The following is a 6,610-nucleotide window of genomic DNA, read 5'->3' as shown; positions in this document are numbered from 1 at the left end:
TGGGTGCAATAAATGTAGTCGACATTTGTCAGCTTTGTAAATGTTATAACATAACGAATTTAGATTGTTAACAAAATACGAAATAGATGCTTGGCTGAAGGACGACTTATCTGTCAGTGGCTGTCTACGAATGGCTATGGCACCATGTACTTCCCCTCACTGATAACGACAAAGGTGAGTGAAGGGAAGAGAGCAAGAAAATTAGAAAAATTGGTTTTATTTACTTGAAAAGACCTTTCAGAGCGTCTTTCAAGTGTCCGGCTTTTTTCTCAATCTCTTTTTCCAGACGCTTTTTCACTTCCTGTCTGGCCAGTGAAGCAATAGTGTCGGCCAGACGCTCGGTGTCAACGCCACACTCCTGCTGGCCTAGCTTGCCCTGGCAACGAACCGGCCAGGTGACGTTGACGTAGTCTTCGTTAACCACGCAAGCTGGATCGCTATCAGGAGCACGGTCGCCACTGATGTTCAGGCCCAAATGATAATCCAGAGTCTGTTTGACCAGATTGATATTACCGTCACCTTTGAGGTTCAGGTTGGTCAGGGCAGCAGTCAGGTCTTTATTGCTGGCTACCCCGTTGCTAATGGTGAAACTGCCTCTAAGCTGGGTGAACCGGGTGGTATGACCCCAGTCTTTTTTCTGCAGATCCTGCTTGCGAATCCTGGCAATTCCCTCGCACACCATCTTGTCAAAGTTAGCCTCAGTAAAGGCCCCCTGATCGACTTTGAAGTCGATCTTACCGTTCAGGTTACTGGTCAGAACACTTTGTAGCTGGCCATGGGTCGTCAGGCTCATGTCTGCATTCACTTTACCCTCAATAGACTTCAGCGCCGGTATAGGCTGGGCCAAAGCCTGCAGGTTGATACCTTTCAGGTTTGCTGTTGTCTGAACGTCGGGATCACCTTTCTTGCGAACATCGAGTTTGCCGTCCAGATCAATGCTCCCGTCATAAAAGCCGGAAGTTAGCTTGATATCCTGGCGCCCTTTCAGGGCTGTGAGCTGGACTGAAGGCTGATTAAAAATGAGTTTTGCAACGGTCAGGGAAGTCAGCTCCAAAGAGCCTTTGATGTTCAGAGGACGCAGGGTGTCTTCCGGAATCAGTGGCAGCTCCTGATTTGGCTGAAGTGCTTTTGCAGTGCCTGATGCAACGGTTGGGGGCTCTGTGTTTTGAACACCTTCTGATTTTTCTTCTTTGGATGCTGTCTCTTCAGAAGTTGGTGGCAGATAGCGATCCAGGTTCAGATCACCGCCTTTGAACTGAAAGGTCATGTCCTGTTGTTCCAGATTTCCGATTTTGAAAAAGCCATCGATGTTGAAACCATCCAGCGTCAGATCCAGCTTGTCCGCAGAGAAACTATTACCATCGGTGCTAAAGCTGCTCTTGAAAGCCATCTGAGTCATTGCCCCGGGATCTGCCATGGGCGGGAGCAGGATCTTGATCTCTTTTAAAAACTTGCCCGGATTGAATTGAGTGACATCGAGGTGACCTTTCACCATCAGTGGCTTTTGCTGAATATTCAAAGAGCCAACAATTTGCAGGGTTTCGGCGCTTTCCCCAACAAGGTTCTCTTCTGCCGGGCTGGCGGAGATATTGAGATCTTTCAGATCATAAGTGCCGTCTTTAAGGTTGAATATCAGAACGCCACTGATGCCAGTCATCAGCGTCAGATCCGGTTCACCGCTTCTAATGCGCGCTTTCAGATTGAAGTCAAAAGGCTCATTGTTGCGAACTGCCCCGGTTTCCAATCCCGCCTGATCAACCAGATAGGTTTTGCCTGTGCTCTTGTCGTTGTAACGGATCACCAATCCTTCAACAGTGACATGGGCAATATCCAGCTCCAGAGGAGCAGATTCGGTTTTACCTTCGGGCGTTATAACGGTTGTGGTCTCTGTTGCTGCAGGTTGGCTGGCTGCATTTTTGGAAACTTCCCAGTTGCCTTGGCCAGACTCATTTTTGACCAGGTTGAGCTCTAGTCCTATCAGTCTGGCTGTTTGCATCTCTACTTTTTTGCTTAACAAAGGTAGCAGTTTAACGCTGACTTCCGCTTTACCCAGTTCAGCCAGATCGGAGTTGTCTGCACCTTTTACATTCACCTGCTCGAGGGAAAGTCCCAGCCAGGGAAAGACCGACCAGTCAATGGGGCCGTCAATCGTGAGTGTCAGGCCTGTGTTGTCATAAACCAGTTTGGAAATGTCATCCCGGTAATTGTTGGGATCAATTACTTTTGGAAGAATCAGGGCAGCGGCAACCACAAGAATAATGATGCCAGCCACCACAGAGGCGATGAGTTTAATTGCACGATTCATGGGAGACCTCGGGATCTCAGGGTACAAAGTGTTGTTATTGCTTGTTCAGGGTAGTGTACAGCAAGTGTTTGAGGAGTTGGCAAGGGGGATGAAAATATTGTTTCCTAACTCTCCCGGGCCTGAAGTTTCTTGAGGGATTTCACCGAGCGGGTCCAAGGGTAGAGAACCTGAACAGCGTCTTTCAGTTGAGGTGAATTAAGAACAGCCAGAGCCTCTTTGCTGCTGCTGAACTGACCTTGCAGAAGAACATACCAGTCTTTCTGATTTTTACGGTATCGGGCAGTGACAGCAGATCTCAATTCAGGGAATCGTTTCTTCAGCTTCTCAATGGCTTCCGGCTTGTTGGCTGCAAACCACTGGATAGTGTAGCTGTTACCCGTTCCGCTGAAGACCGACCCCTTTGGCTGGGTAACTATCTGGGAGTGAATCTGCTGAGCCCTTTCTGGCTTAGCTGATATGAGACTTTTTAGTTCATTAACTGATCGGACTCTGGGGTACAGACGTGTAGAAATACGCGCCAGCTCCGGGTTGGAAAGTGCCCTTTTAGCCTGACCTTTGCTGGTATAGGGGGAGCCTACGAGCAAAAACCAGTCTTGTCGTCCTTTTCGGTAGTGTATGATCTGGGCGTCACTCAACTGTGCATAGCGCCTGCGGACTCTTTCGAGAGTATCTCTTCGGGTTCCAGCCAGCCACTGGATAGCGTAACTGTTTGGGGAGGCTCCGAGGATGCTCTGTTTGGCAGGCTCTCGGTACTCTCTGGTTTCTTTTGGACGACGGTATTCGTTGATCTCTTTCCGGGCTGAATAAGCTGAATAGCTGTCCTGTTGGTGGCTCTGTTGGTGGCTCTGTTGGTAGTGCTTTCTTGCTTGGAAACGATCCGCTTCAGGCATCGTCCGGGCATAACGTTGTGTACTCGAAGTGCTGTAATTCAAATCCAGTGCTTCCTCATCGTAATAGGGGTCGGACTGATAGGAAGATCCAAATATTGGCTCAGAAGTCTGGTAAGGGTCAGTGTTGTAGTCCCGATAGGTTTCTGCTGGTTGCACCTTTGGGTAGGCGGGCGCGATACTGGCAAACAAACGATTATTATCCGGCTTAAGAGGATCATTATCTGCATAACGCTGTTCGTTAAATGGCTGTGAGGGGCCGCCGGGAGCTCTGAGTTCTCCCGGCATAATCAGGTTGAGCTTCTGAATGCTGGCCAGAGAGCGTGTCCAGGGATAGAGCTTGTCGGTCAGCAACAACCGGGGAGGGCTGTTGAGGGCTGTCATCGCTGACTGGCTATCTCTGAAAGGTCCGTCCAGCAATACAAACCAATCTTTGTTGTTGCGCTGATAGCGAACAATCGTCGCCTGTTGCAGAACCGGGAAACGACGCTGCAAATCCCTTAATGGCTCTTCGGTATGTGTTGCAAGCCACTGAATAACAAAGCTCCCGTGTTCCGAACTCAGCAGTTCGTTGATGCTTTGCCGGGGTTGCTGTTTCGGAGTCGTCTGTTGGTTGGGATTGGCGTAGTTATCTCGCCGTTGATAGTCAGGCTGCACTGACGTCCGCGAGGAGTCGATTTCTGGCTCGGCTCTGGCAGGCTGATATTGATTCTGAGGAATCGTTTCCGGATACCCATTGTTTCTATCTGAAGCAGAATACGCAGCGGTTTCCAGAGGTTGTTCGTAACGATCTGTCTGGCTGCTTCTGCATAGCCAGTCGCTGTTAGGTCCTGAGCGACAATCCCACGATGAACTCAGTGCCAGAGGTTTTGGAGGCAATAAGAGAGCGTCCGCTGAAACAGCGATCAGTGTCGTCAGGGAAGCAACGACTCCCAGCCTGAGCGTTTTGTCCTTAAACAGCACTTGAGCAGACATGAATCAGATCCTTCTGACCATTGCTTTTAAAAAATCAGATATGTGAATTAATTGCAAGTGTTGTGATGAATTAATTTTTTAAATGCCAAATGTTGTATGACCCATTGAACTGGAAGCAGCGAACTCAATGAATGGGCAACCGCATGCTATGGCATGTTTTTCAGCGACTATTATGAGGTGTGGTTGTTTGCCTGACGCTGGTTGGGGGGGGTTATCTGCCTATGCCGTTTGGATGTCTGAGGAACAGGTTATGGAGATAATGGGTACTTTTAGGGTAATGTCATATCAACGATGGTTGGCGGTGGGTTTTTGTCTGGTTTTGCCCATCTCTTCGTGGGCTTTGGATTCGTCATGTTTCCCCGGGGTCGATAGCCGTCAAAAGCAATATCTGGTGGCTTCTGGCACGCTGATACTGGAAGCAGCCCGGGAGAAAAAGCTGAACAAAGATGAGGTTGAGTTTCCTGTCTGGGTCAGTGGTTATCAGCGGGGTTGGTTTGTCAGGGTCGTTGAAAAATCACCAACCAGAACCGTTTTGGGTGTTACCCCGAAAGAAGGGACGTTATTCAATGGCTTGTTGCTGGCATCATCCGATCAGCAGATCCGCAGTCTGGATCGCACTGAAACCCTGAACTGCAGGGTCTTGATGAATGTCAGACAACTCAAGAGCATGACTGGTGGTCACCTACCCGAGCAAGGGCAAATCTGGATATATGTCGTCAAGCCTGGAAATATCAAGAAAGCGGTGGGCAAATACCCTATTCAACAGTCGGATGTTGATAATTTCCTTACCGGCTGTCTGGAGCAGTCCAAGATATTTTCACTGCCTCAGTTTTCTGAACAGTGTGTGGATTTTACGGTAGGCTGGTCGGAGGACTGGGCCAATGACCGTGAAAGACCTTCCGGTGGCAGGCTTGTACAGAACAAGCGAAAGCAGATTGACAGGCTGCTCGAGAGGCTTGAAGGTGACCTTTTCGACAAAGTACGAGATGAATAGCTCGCCTGCTTCGGAGCTGCTCCGTATAATAGCCGGGTTTTGGTCCGGGAGTCGGCAGGCATTCAGGTTAGAATGGTCTTAATCAGAGTCTGGCATTATTAACAACGGGTCAGACTCCATGCACAGAATAGATACAATCGGAGATTATCATGGCTGAGCGCAAGGCCAGTGTTGAAAGAAATACGCTGGAGACCCAGATCAGGGTTGATATCAATCTGGATGGTAATGGCAAGGGCCAGTTCGACACAGGTGTTCCCTTTCTTGATCATATGATGGACCAGATTGCCCGTCATGGCATGATTGATCTCGACGTCAAGGCTGTGGGCGACAACGACATTGATGACCACCATACCGTAGAAGATATCGGTATTACCCTGGGTCAGGCGTTCACCAAAGCCATTGGTGACAAGAAAGGCCTGACCCGCTACGGCCACTCCTATGTACCGCTGGACGAGGCGCTTTCCAGAGTGGTCATCGATTTTTCCGGACGTCCCGGTCTTGAGTTTAATGTTGATTTTACCCGGGCCATGATTGGCAAGTTCGATGTTGACCTGTTCTATGAATTCTTCCAGGGCTTTGTTAATCACGCCAATGTGACACTGCACATTGATAATCTGCGAGGTCGCAATGCTCACCATCAGATAGAAACGGTCTTCAAGGCTTTCGGCCGGGCACTGAGAATGGCATTGGAACTGGATCCCCGCATGGCTGGCCAGATGCCGTCCACCAAAGGTTCGCTTTAATCAACAGCGAAAAAGCAGCCATGAGCGAAACAAATAAACTGTCCGGTGAGTTAAAAGAATGAAGACCGTTGCAGTCATCGATTATGGGATGGGTAACCTTCACTCTGCCAGTAAAGCTCTGGAACACGTGGCCAGCAGCGATACCTGTGTCAAGGTGACTTCTGACCCGAAAATTATACAGCAGGCAGATCATGTAGTACTTCCCGGCGTCGGGGCTATCCGTGACTGCATGGCAGAAATTCGTGCCAAAGGCGTGGATGATGTAGTGCGGGAAGTGGTCGAAAGTCAGCGCCCGCTTCTGGGTATCTGCGTTGGTATGCAGGTCATGCTGAATCACAGCGAAGAGAATGGTGGCGTTGACTGCCTGGGTCTGATGCCCGGACGAGTAAAATTTTTTGGCAAGGGGCTGGTGGATGAGAGTGGAGATAAACTGAAAGTCCCCCACATGGGCTGGAGCCCGGTTCAGCAACATCGTGACCATGCCCTCTGGAAAGGCATCGAAGATAACGCCCGCTTCTATTTTGTCCACAGCTATCATGCTCATGCGAACGACGATGGGATGGCCGTCGGTCGTTGTCACTACAGTGTTGATTTTGATGTGGCTTTAGCACGGGACAATATTTTTGCGGTGCAGTTTCACCCTGAGAAAAGCGCTGACAGTGGCCTGAAACTGCTTGAGAACTTTTTGAACTGGAATCCATAGAGA

Annotated in this window: 5 protein-coding genes; 3 read left to right on the top strand and 2 right to left on the bottom strand. The window is 49.4% G+C overall.

Going from position 1 to position 6,610, the window contains the following annotated elements:
• Window positions 1-220: 220 nt before the first annotated feature.
• On the bottom strand, window positions 221-2,305 hold the full coding sequence (locus KDK16_RS06260; RefSeq protein ID WP_257254967.1) for an AsmA family protein: 2,085 nt from the start codon (window positions 2,303-2,305) through the stop codon (window positions 221-223).
• 104 nt (window positions 2,306-2,409) lie between these two features.
• Entirely contained in the window at window positions 2,410-4,167 is a 1,758-nt protein-coding gene (locus KDK16_RS06255; RefSeq protein WP_257254968.1) for an SPOR domain-containing protein, read from the bottom strand.
• Between the two features lie 187 nt (window positions 4,168-4,354).
• On the opposite strand from KDK16_RS06255, the gene KDK16_RS06250 reads away from it, so the two are divergent.
• The 3 genes from KDK16_RS06250 to hisH all read left to right on the top strand — a co-directional run bounded on the left by KDK16_RS06250 (window position 4,355) and on the right by hisH (window position 6,607).
• Window positions 4,355-5,161, top strand: a complete 807-nt coding sequence (locus tag KDK16_RS06250) for a hypothetical protein (RefSeq protein WP_257275193.1) — start codon at window positions 4,355-4,357, stop codon at window positions 5,159-5,161.
• Window positions 5,162-5,310: 149 nt separating this feature from the next.
• On the top strand, window positions 5,311-5,904 hold the full coding sequence (hisB, locus tag KDK16_RS06245) for an imidazoleglycerol-phosphate dehydratase HisB (protein WP_257254970.1): 594 nt from the start codon (window positions 5,311-5,313) through the stop codon (window positions 5,902-5,904).
• 58 nt (window positions 5,905-5,962) lie between these two features.
• Window positions 5,963-6,607 carry an imidazole glycerol phosphate synthase subunit HisH gene (hisH, locus tag KDK16_RS06240; RefSeq protein ID WP_257254971.1) on the top strand — a complete coding sequence of 215 codons (645 nt, stop codon included), beginning with the start codon at window positions 5,963-5,965 and terminating at the stop codon, window positions 6,605-6,607.
• Window positions 6,608-6,610: the final 3 nt, after the last annotated feature.

Source organism: Endozoicomonas sp. SESOKO4, assembly GCF_024606275.1.
The sequence above is the reverse complement of the archived record's forward strand: the minus strand, read 5'-3'. Positions and strand labels throughout refer to the sequence as shown.

Excerpts from the sequence above, each read along its gene's own strand:
- KDK16_RS06260 (WP_257254967.1), bottom strand. The coding sequence starts at position 2,305 with ATGAATCGTGCAATTAAACTCATCGCCTCTGTGGTGGCTGGCATCATT.
- KDK16_RS06255 (WP_257254968.1), bottom strand. The coding sequence starts at position 4,167 with ATGTCTGCTCAAGTGCTGTTTAAGGACAAAACGCTCAGGCTGGGAGTC.
- hisB (WP_257254970.1), top strand. The coding sequence starts at position 5,311 with ATGGCTGAGCGCAAGGCCAGTGTTGAAAGAAATACGCTGGAGACCCAG.
- hisH (WP_257254971.1), top strand. The coding sequence starts at position 5,963 with ATGAAGACCGTTGCAGTCATCGATTATGGGATGGGTAACCTTCACTCT.